The sequence below is a fragment of the Mitsuaria sp. WAJ17 genome, from assembly GCF_014174515.1.
Lineage (GTDB): Bacteria > Pseudomonadota > Gammaproteobacteria > Burkholderiales > Burkholderiaceae_C > Roseateles_B.
In genome coordinates, this window is record NZ_JACJUG010000173.1 from 1 (window position 1) to 305 (window position 305).

General features: G+C 59.7%; 2 pseudogenes. Both read right to left on the reverse strand.

From position 1 onward, the window contains the following. Nucleotides 1–115, reverse strand: a pseudogene (locus tag H5407_RS24585) (ABC transporter ATP-binding protein); the annotation flags it as partial. Between the two features lie 32 nt (nt 116–147). Beyond that, nucleotides 148–305: pseudogene (locus tag H5407_RS23935) on the reverse strand (ABC transporter ATP-binding protein); the annotation flags it as partial.

Sequence of the window (305 nt, forward strand, 5' to 3'; positions counted from 1 at the left end):
CGATCAAGCTCACCAACTCGCCGCGACGCACTTCAAAGTCCGCCCCCTTCACCGCCTGGATCCCGCCGTAGGCCACCTTCAGCCCGCTGACCTTCAACAGCACTTCATTCGTCATCTTTGACTCCAAGTCTTTTGCTGGGCTGGCGGTCAATGACCACCTGTGCCGAGATAGGCTTCGATGACCTTCTCGTTCTTCTGCACATCCGTCGGCGTGCCCTCGGCGATCTGCTTGCCGTAGTCCAGCACCGTCACCCGGTCACACAGGCCCATCACCAGCTTCACGTCGTGTTCGATCAGGAGGATGG